Origin of the sequence: Clavibacter quasicaliforniensis (genome assembly GCF_051201715.1) — a bacterium.
GTDB classification, from domain to species: Bacteria; Actinomycetota; Actinomycetes; order Actinomycetales; family Microbacteriaceae; genus Clavibacter; species Clavibacter seminis.
Genome location: NZ_CP139624.1, coordinates 1,656,541 through 1,676,601 on the forward strand (window position 1 = coordinate 1,656,541; position 20,061 = coordinate 1,676,601).

17 protein-coding genes are annotated in these 20,061 nt (G+C 73.7%); 8 read left to right on the forward strand and 9 right to left on the reverse strand.

The window, feature by feature from the left end; translation table 11 throughout:
- Window positions 1–12: 12 nt before the first annotated feature.
- Window positions 13–1,131: a histidinol-phosphate transaminase gene (locus NL142_RS07970; RefSeq protein WP_435078645.1), complete on the reverse strand. Its 1,119-nt coding sequence runs from the start codon at window positions 1,129–1,131 to the stop codon at window positions 13–15.
- 84 nt (window positions 1,132–1,215) lie between these two features.
- Here NL142_RS07970 and NL142_RS07975 point away from each other — a divergent pair, with 84 nt between their 5' ends.
- The 3 genes from NL142_RS07975 (at window position 1,216) to NL142_RS07985 (ending at window position 4,423) form a co-directional block, all read left to right on the forward strand.
- The gene (locus tag NL142_RS07975) at window positions 1,216–2,145 is read left to right on the forward strand and encodes an alpha/beta fold hydrolase (protein ID WP_435078647.1); all 930 of its coding nucleotides are present in this window, start codon (window positions 1,216–1,218) and stop codon (window positions 2,143–2,145) included.
- A gap of 67 nt (window positions 2,146–2,212) precedes the next feature.
- On the forward strand, window positions 2,213–2,947 hold the full coding sequence (locus NL142_RS07980) for an esterase/lipase family protein (protein ID WP_435078650.1): 735 nt from the start codon (window positions 2,213–2,215) through the stop codon (window positions 2,945–2,947).
- A gap of 30 nt (window positions 2,948–2,977) precedes the next feature.
- Window positions 2,978–4,423, forward strand: coding sequence for an MFS transporter (locus tag NL142_RS07985; RefSeq protein ID WP_435078652.1), 1,446 nt, complete (start codon window positions 2,978–2,980; stop codon window positions 4,421–4,423).
- Here NL142_RS07985 and NL142_RS07990 read toward each other — a convergent pair.
- Window positions 4,420–5,397 (reverse strand): NAD(P)H-quinone oxidoreductase, encoded by a 978-nt coding sequence (locus NL142_RS07990; protein WP_194682646.1) that lies wholly within the window; start codon window positions 5,395–5,397, stop codon window positions 4,420–4,422. The genes NL142_RS07985 and NL142_RS07990 overlap by 4 nt on opposite strands.
- A 154-nt stretch (window positions 5,398–5,551) precedes the next feature.
- On the opposite strand from NL142_RS07990, the gene NL142_RS07995 reads away from it, so the two are divergent.
- The gene (locus NL142_RS07995; protein ID WP_086522406.1) at window positions 5,552–6,118 is read left to right on the forward strand and encodes a YceI family protein; all 567 of its coding nucleotides are present in this window, start codon (window positions 5,552–5,554) and stop codon (window positions 6,116–6,118) included.
- A gap of 136 nt (window positions 6,119–6,254) precedes the next feature.
- Here the strand turns inward: NL142_RS07995 and NL142_RS08000 are convergent, their stop codons facing one another.
- From NL142_RS08000 to NL142_RS08015, 4 genes are all read right to left on the reverse strand, one after another.
- Window positions 6,255–7,268 carry an alpha/beta fold hydrolase gene (locus NL142_RS08000; RefSeq protein ID WP_435078655.1) on the reverse strand — a complete coding sequence of 338 codons (1,014 nt, stop codon included), beginning with the start codon at window positions 7,266–7,268 and terminating at the stop codon, window positions 6,255–6,257.
- Between the two features lie 114 nt (window positions 7,269–7,382).
- Complete coding sequence (locus NL142_RS08005) at window positions 7,383–8,315, reverse strand: alpha/beta fold hydrolase (protein WP_435078657.1); 933 nt, start codon at window positions 8,313–8,315, stop codon at window positions 7,383–7,385.
- Window positions 8,312–9,358: an FUSC family protein gene (locus tag NL142_RS08010; protein ID WP_435078659.1), complete on the reverse strand. Its 1,047-nt coding sequence runs from the start codon at window positions 9,356–9,358 to the stop codon at window positions 8,312–8,314. Before NL142_RS08010 ends, NL142_RS08005 begins: the two co-directional genes overlap by 4 nt.
- 55 nt (window positions 9,359–9,413) lie before the next feature.
- Window positions 9,414–12,845, reverse strand: a complete 3,432-nt coding sequence (locus NL142_RS08015; RefSeq protein ID WP_435078661.1) for a DNA polymerase III subunit alpha — start codon at window positions 12,843–12,845, stop codon at window positions 9,414–9,416.
- Between the two features lie 114 nt (window positions 12,846–12,959).
- On the opposite strand from NL142_RS08015, the gene NL142_RS08020 reads away from it, so the two are divergent.
- From NL142_RS08020 to NL142_RS08030, 3 genes are all read left to right on the forward strand, one after another.
- Window positions 12,960–14,327: a glucose-6-phosphate dehydrogenase gene (locus NL142_RS08020; RefSeq protein ID WP_194682642.1), complete on the forward strand. Its 1,368-nt coding sequence runs from the start codon at window positions 12,960–12,962 to the stop codon at window positions 14,325–14,327.
- 101 nt (window positions 14,328–14,428) lie between these two features.
- A complete protein-coding gene (locus tag NL142_RS08025) occupies window positions 14,429–15,178 on the forward strand; it encodes a dienelactone hydrolase family protein (RefSeq protein ID WP_194682641.1) in 750 nt (249 codons plus the stop codon).
- Between the two features lie 108 nt (window positions 15,179–15,286).
- On the forward strand, window positions 15,287–16,546 hold the full coding sequence (locus NL142_RS08030; RefSeq protein WP_435078664.1) for an LCP family protein: 1,260 nt from the start codon (window positions 15,287–15,289) through the stop codon (window positions 16,544–16,546).
- Window positions 16,547–16,574: 28 nt separating this feature from the next.
- On the opposite strand, the gene pnuC is transcribed toward NL142_RS08030, so the two are convergent.
- Both pnuC and NL142_RS08040 read right to left on the reverse strand, forming a co-directional pair.
- Window positions 16,575–17,273, reverse strand: coding sequence for a nicotinamide riboside transporter PnuC (gene pnuC, locus NL142_RS08035; protein WP_043587065.1), 699 nt, complete (start codon window positions 17,271–17,273; stop codon window positions 16,575–16,577).
- 155 nt (window positions 17,274–17,428) lie between these two features.
- On the reverse strand, window positions 17,429–17,752 hold the full coding sequence (locus tag NL142_RS08040) for a DUF6504 family protein (RefSeq protein ID WP_435078666.1): 324 nt from the start codon (window positions 17,750–17,752) through the stop codon (window positions 17,429–17,431).
- Between the two features lie 254 nt (window positions 17,753–18,006).
- Between NL142_RS08040 and NL142_RS08045 the strand changes: the two genes are divergently transcribed.
- Window positions 18,007–18,876: an aldo/keto reductase gene (locus tag NL142_RS08045; RefSeq protein WP_435078668.1), complete on the forward strand. Its 870-nt coding sequence runs from the start codon at window positions 18,007–18,009 to the stop codon at window positions 18,874–18,876.
- 70 nt (window positions 18,877–18,946) lie between these two features.
- On the opposite strand, the gene NL142_RS08050 is transcribed toward NL142_RS08045, so the two are convergent.
- Window positions 18,947–20,044, reverse strand: a complete 1,098-nt coding sequence (locus tag NL142_RS08050; RefSeq protein ID WP_435078670.1) for an App1 family protein phosphatidate phosphatase — start codon at window positions 20,042–20,044, stop codon at window positions 18,947–18,949.
- Window positions 20,045–20,061: the final 17 nt, after the last annotated feature.

Here is a 20,061-nt window from a genome sequence, read left to right on the forward strand (position 1 = left end):
AGGCCCGCCGGCTCAGCCCCGCGGTGTCCCGAGCACGTCGTCGAGCGCGTCGCGGAACGCCGACGTCTCCTCGGGGGTGCCGACGGACACGCGCAGCCAGCCCTCGGGCCCGGTCTCGCGGATCAGGACGCCCCGGTCGAGCAGTCCCTGCCACACCGCGTGCCGGTCGGGGAACCGGCCGAAGAGGACGAAGTTCGCGTCCGAGGGCGCCACCTCGAAGCCGCGGCCGCGCAGCCACTCCACGAGCCCGTCGCGCTCCTCGCGGAGGGACGCGACCTGCGCGAGCAGCACCCCGCTGTGCCGGAGGGCCGCGGTCGCGCTCACCTGCGTGATCCGCGACAGGTGGTACGGCAGGCGCACGATGCGGAGCGCGTCGACGACCGCGGGGGAGGTCGCCAGGTAGCCGAGCCGGCCGCCCGCGAACGCGAACGCCTTGCTCATGGTGCGCGACACGATGAGGCGCGGGTGCTCCGGCAGCAGCGAGATCGCCGTCGGCACGCCCTCGCGACGGAACTCGGCGTACGCCTCGTCGATCACCACGACGCCCGGCGCGACGGAGAGCACGTGCTCGATCTCGCGGGTCGTGAGCGCCGTTCCCGTGGGGTTGTTCGGCGAGGTGAGGAACACCACGCTCGGCTGGTGCTGCTCGACGAGCGCCGTGACGTTCGCGAGGTCGAGCGTGAAGTCCTCCTGGCGGCGGCCCGAGACCCAGCGCGTCAGCGTGTTGCGCGCGTACTCCGGGTACATCGCGTAGTGCGGCGCGAACGAGAGCGCGACGCGGTCGGTGCCGCCGAAGGCCTGGAGCACCTGCTGCAGGACCTCGTTGGATCCGTTCGCCGCCCAGACGTTCTCGGGGCCGAGCTCCAGGCCGCTGTCCGCCGTGAGGTACTCGGCGAGCTCGGTGCGCAGCTCGAGGAACTCGCGGTCGGGGTAGCGGTTGAGCCCGCGCGCGGCCTCGAGCACGGCCTCGCTCACCGCGACCGCGACCTCCTCGGGCAGCGCGTACGGGTTCTCGTTCACATTGAGGAGCACGGGCACGTCGAGCTGCGGGGCACCGTAGGGCTCCTCGCCGCGGATCCCGTCGCGGAGGGGCAGGTCGGCGAGGGTGGTCTCGGACCAGTCGGGGCTCATGGGTCTCCTCGGGTTCGGGCGGGTCACCATCCTCCCATCGACCGGGCAGGCGGACGCCCGGCGCGGGGCGGCTAGGGTCGACGGATGCGCTCCCCCCTCGCCCGGCTAGCGCGCGTGCGGCTCCCGGGGGACGTGCACCGCACCGAGTCCGCGCCGCCGCGCTGGCTCCTGCTGTCCCGCCGCTACGGGTCGCGGGCGATCCCCGTCGAGCACGACCTCGAACGGCGCACCGTGCTCGGCTTCCGGGTGGCGATCAAGGTGTTCCGGTCGTCGGGCGCGAACACCGGTCGCATCCTGGCGGCCGCCCCCTCGCGCGACGGCTCGCCGGGTGCCGTGGCCGCCCGTACCGCCTTCGTGCTCGTGCACGGGATCGGCGTCTCCTCGCGCTACTTCCACCCCGTGGCCGCGTTCCTCGCCGAGCACGGCACCGTGTACGCGATCGACCTGCCGGGCTACGGCGAGTCGCCCAGGGTCCACCGGGACGTGACGCTCGACGACCACGCGTCCGTCGTGGCCGAGGTGATCCGGATGCACGGCCTCGTCGACCCCGTCGTCGTCGGCCACTCGATGGGGACGCAGATCGTGACGCGGCTCGCCCTCGACCACTCCGAGGTCGCCGACCGCATCGTGCTCATCGCCCCCACGCTCCCGCCGCGGACGCGCGGCATCGTGCGGGCGGCCGTCGCGCTCGCGGTCGACACCCTCCGCGAGCCGCTGCTGGCGAACGCCGTGGTGCTCGGCGACTACTTCCTGCGCTGCGGGATCCGGTACTACCTCCGGCAGCTGCCGCACCTCATCGACGACGCGATCGAGGAGCGGGCGCCGCGGATCCGCGCGCGGACGCTCGTCCTGGTGGGCGACCGGGACGCCGTGGTCGACCGCCCGTTCGCGCGCGACCTCGCCGCCCGGATCCCGCGCGGGACGTACCGCGTGGCGCGCGGCCCGCACGTCGTGATGTACACGGATCCGCTCGGGGTCGCGCGCGCGATCGTGGAGCATGCCCGGGCCAGCTGAGGCGGCGGATGCGCGGCCGACGCACCGCGCGCCGGTCACGCCCGTCGCGCCCGGGCAGGATGGACGGGTGACCGCCGCAGGACCCGACCCGCTCCCGCCGCTCCCGCTCCTCCGCAAGGCGCTCGACTGGGCCCTCGACTACGCCTACGTCCTCCGCTGGCAGATCGCGGCCACGCTCTCCCGCGACGACGCCGGCTCATTCGAGGACGGGCGCGACGACCGGCCGACGATCCTCGTGCTGCCGGGCGTCTACGAGCGCTGGCAGTTCATGCTCCCGATCATCCGGCGGCTGCACGCGCGCGGGCACGGCGTGCACGTGGTCGGCGCGCTCGGCGCGAACGTGGGCCGGATCGCCGAGATGTCGCGCCGCGCCCGCGCCTACATCGAGGCCGAGGACCTGCGCGACGTCGTGATCGTCGCGCACAGCAAGGGCGGCCTCATCGGGAAGCACCTCATGGCGTTCGGCGACCCGGACGGGCGGATCCGTGCCATGGTCGCGATCAACGCGCCGTTCGGCGGATCCTCGTACGCGCGCCTCTTCCCCGTCCGCAGCATCCGCGACTTCTCGCCGCGCGACGCCGCGCTGGTGGAGCTGGGCCGATCGCGCGAGGTCAACGCGCGGATCACGAGCCTCTTCGCGCGCTTCGACCCGCACATCCCCGGGGGGAGCGCGCTCGATGGCGCGACGGACGAGCGCGTCCGGGCGTCGGGGCACTTCCGGATCATGGGCGACGAGGACGTGCTGCGCCGCGTCGAGGCCGCGATCGACCGCACCGGCACCCCGGCGCCGCCCGCCGCCTGACCCGGCTCCGGCGCGGCGCATACTGGGCACATGCCCGACCCCGCCGCCGCCGCTCGCGCCGGCGGCTCCGCTGGCGGCCACCCGGACAGCACCGCCGACGGCCGCGGCCGCACGGTGCTGGCGGTCGCGATCCTCGCCTCCTTCGTCGCGTTCCTCGACGGCACGGTCGTCAACGTCGCGCTGCCCGCCATCGGGGCGGACCTCGGCGGCGGCCTCGTCGTGCAGCAGTGGGTCGTGGACGCGTACCTCATCACCCTCGGCGCGCTGATCCTGCTGGCCGGCTCGCTCTCCGACGCCTTCGGCCGCGTCCGCGTGCTCCGCTGGGGTCTCGTCGGCTTCGGCGTGACGTCGCTCGTGTGCGCGATCGCGCCGACGGCCGTCATCCTCATCGCCGCGCGCGCCGCCCAGGGCGCGGCAGGGGCGCTGCTCGTGCCGAGCTCGCTGGCCCTGATCGCGCAGGCCTTCCGCGGTCCCGCTCAGGCGCGGGCCATCGGCTCGTGGACGGCGTGGACCGGCACCGCGATGCTCATCGGCCCCGTGCTCGGCGGCGTGCTCGTGGACGCGCTCGACTGGCGGCTCGTGTTCGGGATCAACGTGCTGCCCATCGCGGTGACGCTCGTGCTCCTCGCGCGGCTCCCGCACGACGCGCCGGTGGCGGACGGCACGCGCGTCGACGTGCCGGGCGCGGTGCTCGGCGCCCTCGGGATCGGCGGCCCCGTCTTCGCGCTCATCGAGCAGTCGCGGCTCGGCCTCGGCCACCCGCTCGTCGTCGGCAGCCTCGTCGTCGGCGTCGCGTGCCTCGTGCTCTTCGTGGTGCGCGAGCGGCGCACCCCGCACCCGATGCTGCCGCTGTCGCTCTTCCGCGAGCGGGACTTCCTCGTAGGCAACATCGCGACGATCGGCATCTACGGCGCGCTGTCGCTCGGCGGCTTCGTGATCGCGGTCTTCCTGCAGCAGACCGGCGGGCTGTCCGCGACGGCCGCGGGCTTCGCGCTCGTGCCGACCACCGTGATCATGCTGCTGCTGTCGACCCGGTTCGGGGCCCTCGCCGGGCGCATCGGCCCGCGGCTCCTGATGGGCATCGGTCCGATCGTCGCGGGCGGCGGCTACCTGCTGATGCTGCGCGTCGCCGAGCCCGTCGACTACTGGGGGCAGCTGCTCCCCGGGATCCTCGTCTTCGGCCTGGGCCTGTCGATGACGGTCGCGCCGCTGACCGCGACGATCCTCGAGGCCGTCCCGTCCGCGCAGGCGGGCATCGCGTCGGCCGTCAACAACGCCGTGTCGCGCGTCGCCGGGCTCGTCGCGATCGCCGCCATCGGCCTGGTCGCCGGGCCTGACCTCGACGTGGCCGCCTTCCACCGCGTGGTGCTCGTGACGGCGGCGCTGCTCATCGCGGGCGGGCTGGTGTCCCTCGTCGGGATCCGCTCGCGCCGCGCCGTGGCCGCTGCCCCTGCCTCGGGCGACGCGGCGGGCTAGACGGCCAGCAGCACCTTGCCCACGTGCTGCGACGACGCGACGTGCGCGTGCGCGGCGGCGGCCTCGGCGAGCGGGAACACGCGGTCGACGACCGGCCGCACGGATCCGTCGGCCACCGCCGGCCACACGTCGGCGCGGATCGCGGCCACGATGCGCGCCTTGTCGTCGGCGTCGCGGGCCCGGAGCGTCGTGCCCCAGATCCGTCCGCGGCGTGCCATCAGCTGGCCGAGCGCGATGCTCGTGGGGGCTCCGCTCTGCGCGCCGATGACCATGATCCGGCCGTCGCGCGCGAGAGCACGGATGTCACGGTCGATGTAGTCGCCGCCGATCGCGTCGAGCACCACGTCGGCGCCGTGTCCGTCGGTGGCCTCGAGGAGCGCCGCCACGAAGTCCTGCTGGCGGTAGTCGATGAGGATGTCCGCGCCGAGCGCCCGGCACGCCTCGAGCTTCGCCGGGCTGCCGGCGGTGACGGCCACGCGGGCGCCGAGCCGGGCGGCCAGCTGGATCGCCATGGTGCCGATGCCGCTCGACCCGCCGTGCACCAGCAGGGTCTCGCCCGGCGCGAGCCCGGCGTCGAGCACGACGTTCGACCACACGGTCGCCACCACCTCGGGCAGCCCCGCCGCCTCGACGAGGTCGAGCCCGTCGGGCACCGGGAGGACGTGGCGCTCGTCGACCGCGACGAGCTCCGCGTAGCCGCCGCCGGCGAGCAGCGCGCACACGCGGTCGCCGACGCTCCAGCGCGTCGCGCCCGCGCCTGTCGCCTCGACCGTGCCGGACACCTCGAGCCCGAGGTGCGTCGGCGCGCCGGCGGGCGGCGGGTAGGCACCCTCGCGCTGGCTGAGGTCGGCGCGGTTGACGCCGGCGGCGGCCACCCGGATGAGGATCTCGCCGGGACCGGCCACCGGATCCGGCAGCTCGGTGAGGGAGAGGACGTCGGGGGAGCCGGGGGAGGGGAAGGTGATCGCGCGCATCCCGCCACGGTACGCCCGCCGCGTGCCGCATCCGGCCGCCCCCAGAAGTACATGAACTCGCAACTGAATCCGGGAATAGGACTCCGATCCATGCGCTTGCATACCTTCGAGGCCGTCGGCCCGCACCCATGACCCCTGTACGAAAGGCACGCACATGAGCGACACCAGCACCGTCCCCGGCTACATCGCCGGCACCTGGACCATCGACAAGACGCACAGCTCGGTCGGCTTCAGCATCCGCCACATCATGATCAGCAAGGTCAAGGGCACGTTCAAGGACTTCGACGCCGAGATCGTCACGGGCGCCACCCCCGAGCAGAGCTCCGTCAAGGCCCACGCGACCATCGCCTCGATCGACACCAACGAGCCGAACCGCGACCAGCACCTCCGCACGAACGACTTCTTCGACGCCGAGAACAACCCCACCATCGACTTCGTCTCGACCGCCGTGCGCGTCGAGAAGGACGGCGACGCCAAGGTCGACGGCGAGCTCACCGTCCGCGGCGTCACCAAGCCCGTCACGTTCGACGTCGAGTTCGGCGGCTTCGGCGGCGACCCCTACGGCCAGACCAAGTTCGGCGCGACGGCCACCACGGTCATCAACCGCGAGGACTTCGGCCTAACCTACAACGCGGCCCTCGAGACCGGCGGCGTGCTGCTCGGCGACAAGGTCACCATCACACTCGACATCCAGGCGGTCCTCGCGACCCCCGCGGCCTAGCTCGCGCCGGTCGGGCATCCGTCCGGCCGCCTCCGCCACGCGCGGATCCGACGCCCCCGTTCCCCTCGCCGGACCGGGGGCGTCGTCGTGCGCGGACGCGTCGGGCCAGTGCGCGACCCGTCAGGGGTGCGTCCGGTCAGGGCAGCAGGCCGAGCGCCCGGAGCGTCTCGGTGGGGCGCTCGACGTGCGCGAAGTGGCCGGCGTCGGTGACGACCGCGGAGGAGGCACCCGGGACGTCGCATGCGAGTCGGGCCAGGTCATCCGGCGTGACGAAGACGTCGCGGCGGCCCCGCACGGCCGTGACCGGGCACGCGATCCGCGGCCACAGGTCACCCGCGGGGTAGGCGACGGCGATCTCCGTGGCGCGGAGGAACCCGCGGGGCCGCACCTCCACGGCCAGCGCGGCGATGACCGACCCGCGCACCCGCCCTCCGTGCGCGAACAGGGGCCGGGTGAGCTGACGCAGGAGGCCCCTGCGCTGCAGCATCCGGACGAGCGCGAGCCCGGACGCGCCGAGGATGCGCGTCACGTGGATCGAGCCGAGCATCATGCTGAACCCCGGCAGCGTGCCGAAGCGCCGGATCGGGTGGGCCGCGCTGCGCATGACGGAGTACAGGGTGGGCGACACCAGGGCCACGGAGCGCACGCGGCCCGGATGCCTGGCGGCCAGGTCGAGGGCGAGGAAGCCGCCCATCGAGTGCCCGACCAGGCGGCAGCCGACGTACCCGAGGTCGTCGAGCACGCGGATCACGGCGTCGGCCACGGCGATCGGGGTGAAGAGGGCGTCGTCGGCGGGGCCCGCGGAGGCGCCCCAGCCGGGGAGGTCGACGGCCACGACGTCCTCGATCGGATGACCGGCGTCCCGGGCGGCGCGGAGGGCGGGCGTCCACGTGGTCCACGAGCCGGCCGCGCCGTGGAGAAGCACGGTGGCCGTCTCCGAGCGACGCGTCGGCGCGTGGTGGTGCCGGACGAGGCCGAGCGCCGTGTCGGTCGCCCCCGCGACCAGGCCCGAGGCGCGCGGATCCGGGTCGAGCTCGGAGGGGCAGTAGCCGTGGTCGGGTGGAGCCAGGGGACTCGGTGACCGACCGACGTCGACGACGCGGGCGGATCCCTCAGGACGGGGACGGGGACGGGGCGGGGGGATGCGCACGGGACGGCCTCCGGAGCGGGACGAGGATCCGCACATGCTCGCGGACGGTCGTCCCGCGGCGCGGGCCCCCTCCCCAGGTCCGGCCGCCCCGTCCGCCGGGGGACGAGGAGCGCCTCAGACGTCGAGGCCGAGCGCCCGCAGCGTCTCGACGGGGCGCTCCACGTGCGCGAAGTGGCCGGCGTCGCGGATCACGGCGGAGCGCAGCGAGGTCACGGCGCGCGCCAGCAGGTCGAGGTCGTCCCGGGACACGAAGACGTCGTCGTCACCGCGCACCGCGACCACCGGGCAGGCGATGCGCGACCAGAGCCCGTCCGCGTCGTAGCCGCGCGTGACCTCCGCCGCGAGCGAGAACGCGCGAGGGCGCGCCTCGGTCGCGATGGCGTCGACGATCGAGCGGCGCACGTGCCAGCCGTGCGCGAAGAGCGGCAGGGCGATCGGCCGCATGAGGCCGATGCGGCCGACGCCGCGGATGAGCGCGGTGCCGGGGCGGCCGAGCCGGCGCATGGTGCGCATCACGCCGAGCATCATCGTGAAGCCGGGGATGAGGGGGAACTCCCGCACGGGGTGCGCGACGGACGCGATGACGGAGTACGTGGTGGGCGAGACGAGCGCGACGGAGACCGCGCGGTCGGGATCGCCGGCTGCGATGTGCAGCGCGATGAACCCGCCCATCGAGTGGCCGACGAGCCGCCAGCGCGCGTAGCCGAGGCCGTCCACCACGGCGCGGACGGCGTCGGCGATGGCGTCCACCGTCGCCTCGTCGTCGGTCGCGTCGAGCTCCGAGCCGCCCCAGCCGGGCAGGTCGATGGCGACGACGTCGGCGAACGGGACGCCCGCGTCGCGCGCGGTGCGGATCAGCGGCGTCCAGGTGGTCCAGGATCCGGCGGCGCCGTGCAGCAGCACCGTCGCGGTGTCCGAGCCGCGGACCCGCACGTGGTGGTGCCGGACGACGCCGAGCCCGGTGGGCGTGGTGCCGCGCACGAGGCCGGATCCGGCGGGATCCGCATCGAGCTCGAGCGGGCTGTAGCCGGGCAGGGGCCGGGTCACTCGGCGCCGCCGATGATCTCCGAGCGGATGCGGCGGATGTCCTCCAGCAGCGAGCCGATGAGGATCCAGTGCTCGTCGCTCGGCTGCAGCACCACGAGCGGGGCCGTGAGCGCCGGCTCCTCCCGCGGGTCGGCGCCGTCCGCGCGGGCGTCGCCCGGCAGCGCGTGCTCCGCGAGGAGCCGCACGTCGTGGGCGGCGCGCGTCAGCTCGGTCGCGATCCCGCGCACCACGGGCTCCTCGGCGAGCGACGGGTCGTAGCGGTCGTGCACGGCGCGCGTCATGCCGACCACGCGGTTGACGAGCACGGTGAGCGTCGCGAGCAGCTCGCGGTCGGCCTCGAGCAGCGCCCGGTGCCGCCGCCGGAGCGGGTTGAGGGTGAGGCTCTCGAGCCCTCTGTCGACCTCGGCGACCGCCTTCGTGTGCCGCGGCCGGAGCTCGCGCGCGCGGACGAGCATGCGGTCGAGCTCCACGCGGTCGACCGGCTCCGACAGCGCGCCGGCGAGCCGGTCGAGGGCCGCGGCGCAGTCGCCCGCGAGGCCGACCACCGCGCGCCGGCTCGCCTCGTGCAGGACGGGCGGCGCGATCGCGATGTTGACGACCACGCCGATGGCCGCGCCGAGGATCGTCTCGACGATGCGGTCGACGGCGTACACGGGCGAGAGCTGGCCGATGGCGAGCACGAGCATCGCGCTGATGGGGATCTGGGTGCTCGACCCCGGCGTCAGCCGGAAGACCCAGCCCACCAGCACCGCCACGACGACCGCGAGGAGCACCACCCCGCTCGACGTGCCGAGCGCGAGGCCGAGCCCGAGCGCGAGCAGCACGCCCGTGATCACGCCGAGGCTGCGCTCGACCGCCTTGCCGAAGGTCTGGTTGATGCTCGGCTGCACCACGAGCAGCGCCGCGATGGTCGCGAAGATGGGCAGCTGCGCGGGCAGCAGGGCGATGCACACGAACCAGGCGATGATCGCGGCGACCGACGTCTTGACCACCTGGACGAACGGGATCCGCGTGGTGGTGCGGACGGTCGTGGTGATGCGCACGTGCGGCCTCGGGCTTCCGTCTCGGGTGCCCCCATCATCCCGCGGGCGGGGGACCTCAGGCCACCTGGGCCGCGTCGTCCATCCCGTCGGCCCCGTCGTCGCCCGCGCCGCCCTGCCGCCTGGCGTCCTGCCAGCGCGCCCACATCTCCTTGAGGTCCCACGCGTCCTCCGCCTGGATGGAGACGCCCCGCTCGCCCGTGCGCCGGGTGCGCCCCCGGATGACGAGCAGCCGCGTGCCGAAGAGCATGGGCCCGGCCTTCTGCTGCGCCTCGTCGAAGAAGGTGGAGTCGGAGCAGCCCGTGCCGTCGTCGAGGCTGATGAAGACCACGCGCTTGCCACTGCGCATGGGCGGCGTCTGCGTGGCGATGCGGATCCCCGCGACCACCACCTCCGACCCGCTGCGCACCTCGAGCAGCTGGCTCGCCGGGATCACCCCGAGCTCGTCGAGCATGGGCCGGTAGCTCTCGAGCACGTGCTCGGTGACCTCCATCTGCAGGATGTCGAGCTCGGCGGCGACGCGCGCGCGGCCGTCGGGGTCGGGGGAGCCGCGCGGGATGAGGTCGCGGTCGTCGACGAAGAGCGGGAGCTGGCCGGCCGGATCCGCGGGCCGGGCCGCCCGCGCGGTGAGCCGCCGCGCGTACGCCATGACGTCGCCGCGCGACGCGGCCCCGCGCGCCGCCCGGTCGTCCTCGTTCGTGGCGAGCGAGTCGAGCGCGCCGACCGCCGCGAGCCGCTCCAGCAGCGCGCGCGACGGCTGCGCCTTCGCGTAGAAGTCGCTGATGGAGTCGTAGGGCTGGCCCCGCTCGATGCGCTCCAGCTCCGCCTCGCTCATGCCGTGCACGTCCTGCAGCGACAGCCGGATGCCCAGCTCGCCGATGCGCGTGCGCCCTGTCGTCTCCCCGCCCTCGACGCGCTCCACCCGGTAGACGCCGGTCGACCGGTTCACGTCGAGCGGCAGCACGGGCACCCCCATGCGACGGGCCTCGGTGAGGAGCAGGCGCTTGGGGTACATGCCGGGGTCGTGCGTGAGGATCCCCGCGAGGAACTCCGCCGGGTAGTGCGTCTTCAACCACGCGCTCTGCCAGGTGGGCAGCGCGAACGCGGCGCCGTGCGCCTTGCAGAACCCGAACGAGCCGAAGCCCTTGAGCGCCTTCCAGATGCGCTCGACGTCGGCGTCCGAGAAGGGGCGCCGGCCCGTGCGCCCGTCGACGTGCATGGCGGTGCGCTCCCGGAACGCCTGCTCGACCACCGTGTCCATCCGCTCCATGTTGCGGCGCAGCTCGTCCGCCTCCGCGAGGGAGACCTGCATGCAGTCGGCGAAGATCCGGATGACCTGCTCGTGGTAGATGACGACGCCGAAGGTGGGCGCGAGGAACGGCGCGAACCGCGGGTGCAGGTAGTCGGGCCGGGTGATGCCGTGCTTGGTGTCGAGGAACGGCGCGACCATGTTGCCCTTCATGGGGCCGGGCCGGAACAGCGAGATGTCGGCGATGAGGTCCTCGTAGACGTCCGGCTGCATCTTGCCGATGAGCTCGCGCTGCCCGGGCGACTCGATCTGGAACATGCCGAGCGTGTGCGTGGTGCGGATGGCGGCGAAGGTCTCCTCGTCGTCGTGGGGGATCTCGTCGAGCTCGATGCGCCCGTCGCGGTGCACGTAGCGCGCGTCGACCGGGATGCCGCCCGCGACCGCCGAGCGCGTGCCGTGGATGCGGTGGATCTCGTCCAGCGCGTACGCCATGGTGCTCTGCATCCGCACCCCGAGGATGTCGAGCTTCAGGAGCCCCATGTCGTCGATGTCGTCCTTGTCGAACTGGCTCATCGGCAGGCCCATGCCGCTCGGCTGCACGGGGCTCGTGCTCAGCAGGTCGGAGTCGCCGAGGATCACGCCGCACGGGTGCATGGAGATGTGCCGGGGGAGCCGGTCGAGCCGCTCCGTGAGGTCGACGAGCAGGTCGATGCTCGGGTCGTCGCGCACGAGGTCGGCGATGGGCTTGAGCTCGGGCTTCGTCTCGAGCACCGCCCGGAACTCGCGCGCGTTGAAGCGCCAGATGTTCTTGGCGATGAAGTCGATCTGCTGCTCGTCGAGGTCGAGCGCGAGCCCCGCGTCGCGCGCGGCCCCGCGGGCCCGGTAGGTGTTCTGCATCGACAGCAGGGTGACCCGGTTGCTGCCGTACTTCTCGAACACGCGGTGGTAGACCTCGTGCCGGCGCGCCGACTCCACGTCGATGTCGATGTCGGGCAGCGTCGAGCGCACCTTGCCGAGGAAGCGCTCGAACAGCAGGTCGTGCTCGAGCGGGTCGACGTTGGAGATGCGCAGCAGGTAGTTGACGAGGCTGCCCGCGCCGGATCCGCGGGCCTGGTTGCGGACGCCCATGTCGCGCATGAGCGCGCACACGTCGGCGACGGTGAGGAAGTAGGTGGCGAAGCCGAAGCCCGTGATGGTCTGCAGCTCCGTGCGCATCCGGGCGAGCACGCGCTGCCGCATCGACTCGTCCACGTGGCCGAACCGCTCGGTGACCCCGGCCTCGGCCTTCCGCCAGAGCGCCTCGTCCGGGTCGCCCGTGACGCCGATGACGGACTTCTCCGGCAGCTTCGGCTTCCGCCAGGCGAGGTCGGCGTCCGGATCCAGCCGGCAGCGGTCGGCGAGCTCCTCGGTGGCGCGCAGCAGCGCCTCGCCCGCCCGGCGGTCGAGCGACGACGCGCCCGCGACCTCCCGCGCGATCCCCTGCATCTCGGTAGGGGTCTTGAGCCACGCCTGGCCGTTGGGCTGCGGCCGGAACGACCCGAGCGGCCGGAGCGTTCCCGCGGCGTCGAGCACGTCGCCCGTGAGCGCGTCGTCGGGCTCGAGGTAGCGGACGGCGTTGGTGAGCACCGCGGGGACGCGGTGGGCCTCGGCGAGCTCCAGCATGCGGGCGGCGTGCCGGAGGCTCGCGGACTCGCCCGGCTCGGTGAAGTGGCAGACCACCTCGACGACGACCGCGCCGGGCAGGAGCCTGGCCCACTCGGCCAGGTGGCGGGAGGCGAGCGCGTGGTCGCCCGCCGCGACGGCGCGGCCGACGTCCGAGTCGGGCCCGAGCATGACGGTGCCGACGGGTCCCTCCTCGCCGAGCAGGAACGCGGGCGGCCGGGTGCGCGCGATGCCGGCCTGGGCGCTCCGGGCGGTGCTCCTCGCCGTCCCGCGCCCGTGGCTCGCGCTGATGAGCCGGCTGAGGGCGGCCCAGCCCTGGCCGCGCGTGCCGCCGTGCGCGAGCACCGTGATCCGGCCGGGGTGCTCGCCCGTGAGCCCGAGCTCCGCGCCGACCACGGGGGAGACCCCGGCGGCGAGGGAGCGGCGGATGTGGCGGACGGCGCCGTACAGCCCGTCGCGGTCGGTGATCGCCGCGGCCGACGCGCCCTCGGAGGCGACCCGGTCGACGAGGGCCTCGGGCGCCGAGGTGCCGAAGTGGGCGGAGAAGGCGGACGCGACGTGCAGGTGGGTGAAGCTCACGCGCGCCTCCCTCGATGTCCGCCCGCGTCCTCCCCGGGCGCGATGTTCGAACGGATGTTCGACTCGCCCAGTGTAGGTCGGCTGCCCGACGGCCGCGACCCGTAGTCTCGGAGGATGACCAGCGAACCCTCCACCCTCGTCATCCTCGGCGCCAGCGGCGACCTCACGGAACGCCTCCTCCTGCCGGGTCTCGGCAGCCTCGTGGCGAGCGATCGGGGGCGCAGGATCCAGCTCATCGGCACCGGCCGGAGCGAGCGCACGGCGTCGGAGTGGACGAAGACGGTCAAGACCGCGTTCGACTCGGTGGACGCCACGGGACGCCGGGCGGCGGGCATCGTCTCGTCCACGAAGTACATCCAGGCCGACCCCACGGACCTCGACGACCTGAAGCGCATCCTCGAGGCGTGCGAGGGCGCGCCCGCCCTCTACTTCGCGCTGCCGCCGGCCATCTCCATCCAGGTGTGCGAGCAGCTCGCGAAGCTCGACCTGCCGGAGGGCACCACGCTGGCGCTCGAGAAGCCGTTCGGGTCGAACAGCCGCAGCGCCGCGCAGCTCAACCGCCAGCTGCTGAAGCTCGTGCCGGAGGACCGCATCCACCGCACCGACCACTTCCTCGGCCTCTCCACGGTGCTCAACCTCGTGTCGCTGCGCTTCGCCAACCGCTTCTTCGAGTCGGTGTGGAGCGCGAAGGACATCGAGAAGGTCGAGATCCTCTACGACGAGACGCTGGCGCTCGAGGGCCGCGCGGGCTACTACGACAAGTCGGGCGCGCTCGTCGACATGATCCAGAGCCACCTGCTGCAGGTGCTCGCGGTGTTCGCGATGGAGCCGCCGGCGAGCATCGACCCGGACGACCTGCGTTCGAACATCGCCTCGGTCCTCCGCGCCACCGAGGTCTGGGACAACGACCCCATCGCGCACAGCCGCAGGGCGCGCTACACCGCCGCCACGGTGGACGGCACGCGCATCCCCGCGTACGCGAAGGAGGAGGGGGTGGATCCGGCCAACGAGACGGAGACGCTCGCCGAGGTCACCTTCGGCGTCGCGAACGCGCGCTGGGCGGGCGTCCCGTTCCGGCTCCGCTCGGGCAAGGCCCTCAAGGAGGCGTCGAAGCGCATCGTCGTCACCTTCAAGCCGGTGGCGCACCTGCCGCGGGGCCTGCACGGATCCGCCCGGCCCGACCGGCTGATCATCGACCTCAAGCCCGACGGCATCTCGCTCGAGGTCACGATGGACGGAACGGGCGAGCCCTTCACGCTCACGCAGTCCACGTTCCGCGCGGAGTTCGCCGAGCCCGAGCTCACGCCGTACGGCGAGGTGCTCGACGGCATCCTCGCGGGCGACCCGCGCCTCTCGGTCCGCGGCGACGTGGCCGAGCGCTGCTGGCGCATCGTCGCACCGGTCATGCGCGCCTGGAAGGGCGACCGCGTGCCCATGGCCGAGTACCGCGCCGGATCCGCGGGGCCGACCGCCTGGCGCTGACCGCGCGGTGCTCCCGCCGCGCATGGCGGGCCCGCATGACGGCTCCCTGGGCGTCGTCGCCTCCCGGCGGCGGCGCCCTCGCCGCGTCCTAGCGTGAGGGCATGCCCGTGATCCTCACCGAGATCCCCCTGCCCGCGGCCTCGCCGGATGCGTCGCCCGGGCTGCACGGCGTGCTCGCGGTGCCCGATGGCGAGGGGCCGTGGCCCGCGGTCGTGGTGGTGCACGAGGCCTTCGGCGTCACCGACGTCATGCGCCGCCAGGCCGAGCGCCTCGCCGACGCCGGCTTCCTGGCGCTCATGCCCGACCTCTTCTCCGCCGGCGGCGCGCGCCGCTGCCTGGTCGCGACCTTCCGCACGCTCGCGGCGGGGGAGGGCCGGGCGTTCGTCGACGTCGAGTCCGCCCGCCGCGCGCTCCTCGCCCGCGCCGACTGCACGGGCCGCGTCGGCGTCATCGGCTTCTGCATGGGCGGCGGGTTCGCCCTCGCGGCGGCCTCCCGCGGCTTCGACGCATCGAGCGTGAACTACGGGATGCTCCCGGAGGACCTCGACGGGGTGCTGGACGGCGCGTGCCCGATCGTCGCGAGCTACGGCGGCCGCGACCGGCAGCTCGCGGGATCCGCCGACCGCCTCGAGGCCGCGCTCGTCGCGCACGGCATCGACCACGACGTGCGGGAGTACGCCGCCGCCGGGCACTCCTTCCTCAACGACGCCGAGATGGGTCCCCGGCCGCTCCGCCCGGTGCTGCGCGCGGTGGGCATGGGCCCGGAGCCCGCGTCCGCGGCGGACGCCTGGCGCCGGATCGACGCGTTCCTCGACGCCCACCTGCGCGGCGAGGAGCGCACGGGGGCATAGCGCATCGGGCCCGCGCGCCGAGGGGACTCTCCACCGGCCTCGGCTAGCCTGTGGAGGATCCGGGTCCCCGCGCCCGACCCTCCCCGCCCGGCGACGAGAGATCCACCCATGCAGCACGCCCCCCAGAGGACCCGCGCCGACCGGGCCCGCGTCCGCGGCATCGCCCGCCACGGCCGCCTGCGCACCCCGAGCGCGGGGCGCACCGTGATGAGGGGCATCGGCATGACCGTGGCGGTCGCCCTGGCGAGCACGATCTCGGTCGTGGGCATCGCCGCCTGGGACCTCTCCCGAACCGTCGCCGACAACACGGTCGACATCTCGGGCGGCCAGACGCTCCCGCCCTCGCTCGGCGGCATCGACGGCGGCGCGAACATCCTCATCGTCGGCAGCGACAGCCGCGCCGGCCAGGGCGACGGCTACGGCGCGGCGAAGGACGTGGGCACGGCCACCCTCAACGACGTCACGATGCTGCTGCACATCAGCCAGGACAGCAGCCGCGCGACGGTCATCTCCTTCCCTCGCGACATGCTCGTGCCCATCCCGGAGTGCGAGGGCCCCGACGGCACGAAGTACGCCGCCAGCTCGCGCGCGCAGCTCAACGAGTCGCTCTCCCGCGGCGGGTTCGAGTGCACCGTGCGGATGGTCGAGGGCCTCACCGGGCTCGACATCCCGTACGGCGGCGTCGTGCAGTTCAACGGCGTGGTCGAGATGTCCAACGCGGTCGGCGGTGTCGAGGTCTGCGTGGCCAACGGGATCTACGACAAGAAGACCGACCTGTCGCTCGATCCCGGCCTGCACACGCTCAAGGGCAAGGACGCCGTGCAGTTCCTCCGCACGCGCTACGGCGTCGGCGACGGCAGCGACATCTCGCGCATCGGCAACCAGCAGGTGTTCCTGAGCGCGCTCGTGCGCACCATCAAGAGCACGGACACGCTGACCAACCCGGCGAAGCTCTACGGCATCGCGCGCGCCGTGGTCGACAACATGCAGCTGTCCACGTCGCTCGCCGACCTCGACACGCTCGTCTCGGTCGCGCTCACGTTCAAGGACATCCCGCTCGACGACGTCGTGTTCCTGCAGTACCCGGGCACGGTCCTCGCGAACGGGCGCGTCCAGCCGGATGAGGCGGCGGCCGCGCAGCTCGTGAGCCTGCTGGCCTCCGACGCGGACTTCTCGCTCGGTCAGCCGGCCGCGACCGACGAGGCCGGCAGCGTCCCGGCCGAGGGCACGACCACGCCGCCCGCGACCGCGCCGCCGGCCGACGCATCGGCACCGACCACGCCGCCCACCGCGACGGCCGAGGTGCTCGACCCGAGCATCACCGGCCAGACCGCGGCGCAGAGCACCTGCTCCAACGGCCAGGGCTGATCCGCTCGATCGCGCCCGCCGCCTGCGGCTAGCGCTCGGCGGGCGCCTCGACGATCCGGGGATCCGGGAAGGCCGTCTCGACCGCGGGCGCGTCGGTGCCGCGGGCGCGCATCCAGACGAAGAAGCCCGTGAGCGTGAACGCGCCGTAGAAGACGTACATGAAGGCGGACGCGTAGTAGCCGGCGCTCACCAGCAGCGGCACGCCGACGAGGTCGACGGCGACCCAGACCAGCCAGAACTCGACCCAGCCCTTGGCCATGCCGTAGGTGGCGAGGAGCGAGCCGACGAAGATCCAGGCGTCGGCCCAGACGGGCTCGTAGGAGCCGAGCGCGCGGAAGACGGGGGTGAGCAGCGCGGTGCCGCCGACGAGCGCGACCACGAGCAGGATCCGCTCGCGACCGGACGCCCACTGCGGCACGACAGGAGCGCCGCCGTGCCTGGCCTGCTGCCAGCGGTACCAGCCGTAGACCGACACGGCGATGAACATGACCTGGCGGCCGGCCTGGCCGAGCAGGTTGACGGGGTTCGGCGTGCCGAAGACCGCGCCGAGGAAGACGGTGAAGAGGAGCACGTTGCCGACGATGCCGACGGGCCACGCCCAGACCTTCCGGCGCATGCCGCCGAGCGCGCTGGCGAGGCCGAAGAGGTTGCCGACGATCTCGCGCCAGAGGATGGTCTGGTCGCCGATGCGGAGCTGCGCGTCGAACAGCCACTCGAGTGCCGCCATGCGGGATCCCTCCGTGCGCCGCGGTCCGGGTGACCTGCGTGCGGGGCGCCGTGCGCGGCGCCGATGGGGTGAAGGCGCGGGTGTCCCCGGCTATTCCCCGGGCCCGCCCGGGGCCGGCAGCCGGTGCCGATGCGGCCTCAGGCGAACAGGCGGCCTCAGGCGAACAGGCGCACGTCGAGCTCCTCGTCCGATGCGGTGACGAGCGACCAGCGGCCGCGCGCGTCCACGCTCAGGTCGAACGAGCCGTCGACCCGGCGCGCGCCCGTGGTGAGCGGCACGGCCTCGACGCGCCACATCGACAGCTCCAGCAGGTGGGCGCTCGCGCCGCGGGGCGCGCGGCCCGTGCGCTGCCACCAGTCGACTCGCGCGATCCACCGCTCGGGCGAGCTCACCACCCCGTAGACCACGCCCCGCCAGGTGAACCGCAGCGGCGATCCGTCGTTCGAGAGCTCGACCTCCACGTCCTCGTCGATCCGCATGGTGCCGCTCCTCTCGCCCGTCGCGCCGGCCGCGCTCCCGCGTTCGAACGGATGTTCGAACGTCTGATCCGAGTGTAGGAACGCCCGCCGACATCCACGAGGGGAGCGGGCGGATCCACCTCACCCTCGACCGGAGCCTGAGGGTCGGGTCCGGATCGCGCGCATCGGGCATGGATCCGCCGCCCGCCGCGTTGGCCCCGGTGTCCCGAGGGCGGCAGACGCCCCCTCGTCATCGACACCCGAGGAGGGTCCACATGACCGACACCACCACACGCCCCGCCGGGGCCTCCGGCACGTTCACCATCGGCGGCGACCTGCCCGTCGTCCGGCTCGGCTACGGCACCATGCAGCTGACCGGCGAGGGCGTCTGGGGCGCCCCCGAGGATCCGGCCGAGGCCATCCGCGTCATCCGCCGCGCCGCCGAGCTCGGCGTCACGTTCTTCGACACCGCCGACTCGTACGGCCCGTTCGTCGCCGAGGAGCTCCTCAAGGAGGCGCTCCACCCGTACGCCGACGACGTCGTCATCGCGACCAAGGGCGGGCTCACGCGCCCCGGCCCCGGCGACTGGCAGCCCGTCGGCCGCCCCGAGTACCTGCGCCAGCAGGCCGAGCTGAGCCTCCGCCACCTGGGCCTCGAGCGCATCGACCTCTACCAGCTGCACCGCATCGACCCCGCCGTGCCGCTCGCCGACCAGATCGGCGTGCTCAAGGACCTGCAGTCCGAGGGCAAGATCCGCCACATCGGGCTCTCCGAGGTGCAGGTCGACGACGTGAAGGCCGCTCGGGAGATCGCCGAGATCGTCTCGGTGCAGAACCTGTTCAACCTCGCCAAGCGCGACGCCGAGCCGCTGCTCGACTACGCCGAGGCCGAGGGCCTCGCCTTCATCCCGTGGTTCCCGCTCGCGACCGGCGAGCTCGCGAAGGACGGCGGCCCGCTCGACGCCCTCGCGAAGCAGCACGACGCGCGCGCCTCGCAGCTCGCGCTCGCCTGGCTCCTGCGTCGCTCGCCCGTCATGCTGCCTATCCCCGGTACCAAGTCGGTCGGCCACGTCGAGGACAACATCGCCGCGGCGGGCATCGAGCTCACCGACGACGAGTTCCAGGCGCTCACCGACGCCGTCTGATCCACCGCACGACGACGAAGGGCCCCGCGGCGGATCGCGGGGCCCTTCGTCGTGCCGGTCGGCGTCCGGGTCAGGTGCCGATCCGGGTGCCCGAGTCGTCGGCGAGGCCGAGGTCGTCGAGCTGAGCGAGCAGGCTCGCCCCGTCCGGGGCGTAGACCCACGGGATCGAGCTGTCGAGGGCGCGCTTCTCCGCCTTCGCCCGTCCGCCCGCGAGCACGGCCTCGCCCGCCGAGAGCTGCCGGATGAGGACGACCTCGACGTTGTCGGGGTGCCGCTCGGCGAACTCGCCGTAGAGCAGCTCGTCGTGCTGGCCGTCGTCGCCCGCGAGGATCCACTTGACGTGCGGGAACTCGGCCGCGAGGCGCCGCAGGTTGTTGCGCTTGTGCTCCATGCCGCTGCGGAACCACCGGTCGACGGTGGGACCCCAGTCGGTGAGGAGGATCGGTCCCGGCGGGTAGAGGTTCCGCGACAGGAACCGCGTGAGCGTCGGGGCGACGTTCCACGCCCCCGTGGAGAGGTAGAGGACGGGCGCGCCCTCGTGCTGCAGGCGGAGGCGCTCGTAGAGCACGGCCATGCCCGGGGTGGGCGTGCGCGCGTGCTCGTCGAGCACGAACGTGTTCCAGGCGGCGAGGAACGGCCGGGGGAGCGCGGTGACCATGACGGTGTCGTCGATGTCGCTGAGGATCCCGGTGCGCACGTCGTCGCCCACGATGAAGACGGGCGCCTCGACGGTCTCGGACCCCTGCGCCCGGATGCGGATGGTGTGCCAGCCGCTCCGCAGGCTCGCCTCGACGACCTGGTCGACGACGCCGCCGCGGTCGGCCCGCACGTGGTGCTCGGTGCCGTCGATCTCGACGACGACGTCGACGTCGGTGAGCGGGACGCTCGTGAAGCTCCGCCACCCGCGGACGACCTTGTCGCCGGCCAGCGCGCGCTTGCTCTTCGGGTCGGTGAGGAGGACCCGGCAGAGGACGCGGACCCAGCGCACGGATCCGTAGCCGGCGTACGGGATGACGGTGGGCTTCAGCCCGCGCTTGCGGGCACGGCCCTCGCGGATCTCGTGGATGCGGTCCTCGATGCGCGCCGCCCGGTGCAGCACGGGTGCGGCGGCCGGTGACTCGAGGAGCGTGCGGGTCGCGTGCTTCTTCTTCTTCGAGGAGGGGGCCACGGGCACAGTCAACCAGA

Coding starts and splice junctions, on each gene's coding strand:
- NL142_RS07990 (WP_194682646.1), bottom strand. CDS start 5,397: ATGCGCGCGATCACCTTCCCCTCCCCCGGCTCCCCCGACGTCCTCTCC.
- pnuC (WP_043587065.1), bottom strand. CDS start 17,273: ATGGCGGCACTCGAGTGGCTGTTCGACGCGCAGCTCCGCATCGGCGAC.
- NL142_RS07995 (WP_086522406.1), top strand. CDS start 5,552: ATGAGCGACACCAGCACCGTCCCCGGCTACATCGCCGGCACCTGGACC.
- NL142_RS07985 (WP_435078652.1), top strand. CDS start 2,978: ATGCCCGACCCCGCCGCCGCCGCTCGCGCCGGCGGCTCCGCTGGCGGC.
- NL142_RS08020 (WP_194682642.1), top strand. CDS start 12,960: ATGACCAGCGAACCCTCCACCCTCGTCATCCTCGGCGCCAGCGGCGAC.
- NL142_RS08030 (WP_435078664.1), top strand. CDS start 15,287: ATGCAGCACGCCCCCCAGAGGACCCGCGCCGACCGGGCCCGCGTCCGC.
- NL142_RS07975 (WP_435078647.1), top strand. CDS start 1,216: ATGCGCTCCCCCCTCGCCCGGCTAGCGCGCGTGCGGCTCCCGGGGGAC.
- NL142_RS08040 (WP_435078666.1), bottom strand. CDS start 17,752: ATGCGGATCGACGAGGACGTGGAGGTCGAGCTCTCGAACGACGGATCG.
- NL142_RS08025 (WP_194682641.1), top strand. CDS start 14,429: ATGCCCGTGATCCTCACCGAGATCCCCCTGCCCGCGGCCTCGCCGGAT.
- NL142_RS07970 (WP_435078645.1), bottom strand. CDS start 1,131: ATGAGCCCCGACTGGTCCGAGACCACCCTCGCCGACCTGCCCCTCCGC.
- NL142_RS08045 (WP_435078668.1), top strand. CDS start 18,007: ATGACCGACACCACCACACGCCCCGCCGGGGCCTCCGGCACGTTCACC.